1 protein-coding gene and 1 pseudogene are annotated in these 670 nt (G+C 67.0%); one reads left to right on the forward strand and one right to left on the reverse strand.

All coding sequences use genetic code 11. The features are described 5' to 3' along the window. Nucleotides 1-121: 121 nt before the first annotated feature. Nucleotides 122-409 carry a hypothetical protein gene (locus ACFHPP_RS31315; protein WP_437167125.1) on the reverse strand — a complete coding sequence of 96 codons (288 nt, stop codon included), beginning with the start codon at nucleotides 407-409 and terminating at the stop codon, nucleotides 122-124. A 34-nt stretch (nucleotides 410-443) separates the two neighbouring features. On the opposite strand from ACFHPP_RS31315, the pseudogene ACFHPP_RS31320 reads away from it, so the two are divergent. After that, nucleotides 444-670, forward strand: a pseudogene (locus tag ACFHPP_RS31320) (IS630 family transposase); the annotation flags it as partial.

Raw genomic sequence — 670 nt, forward strand, 5'->3', positions numbered from 1 at the left:
GCTGCTGACAATGTCATTCCAGATCGGGTTGCCCGGCGGCCGAGCTTCTCCTTCGCGTCGGAGCGGGAGTCGGACAGGAACCGGGCGCGGGTCAGCAGCATGGAACGCAGCGTAATCGGCATCATCGCATCGTAATGCGAACGGCATCCGCGCCGATCGCGAGCATGAGCCCAGCACGCCGGGCTCGAAGCCGCAGGATCACCCCAGCTTCGTTCTGCAGCCACATTTCTCCAACGCTTGCGGACCCGGCGACGGCACCCACCCGCACCTGGGCGTAGGTACCAGGGAACCGGGCCCGATCCTCGAGGTTGAATACGTCGCCCTCTGCCTCGACGGTCGAGGCGCCGATGCCGCCGACCCCGAGAGCAATGATCCCGAACGGCACATCCTGCCCGCGGAAACGCAGCACGCCATTTCCGCCACCACCACTTCCAAGGAAGCCAGCCGAGCAGGACCGACCCGACGTTGCCGAACGGCGCCGCCACTGGCGGGTGTGGCGCGTTTCATGGACCCGGCGCGCTTCGTTTTCCTTGATGAAACCGGCGCCACCACGAACATGGTGCGCCGCTACGGCTGGGGACCACGCAACGAGCGCCTGGTGGATGTCGCGCCGCACGGCCACTGGAAGACCACCACCTTCGTCGCCGGCCTGCGCAGCACCGGCATCGTC

Origin of the sequence: Falsiroseomonas sp. E2-1-a20, assembly GCF_051433195.1 — a bacterium.
Lineage (GTDB): Bacteria > Pseudomonadota > Alphaproteobacteria > Acetobacterales > Acetobacteraceae > Falsiroseomonas.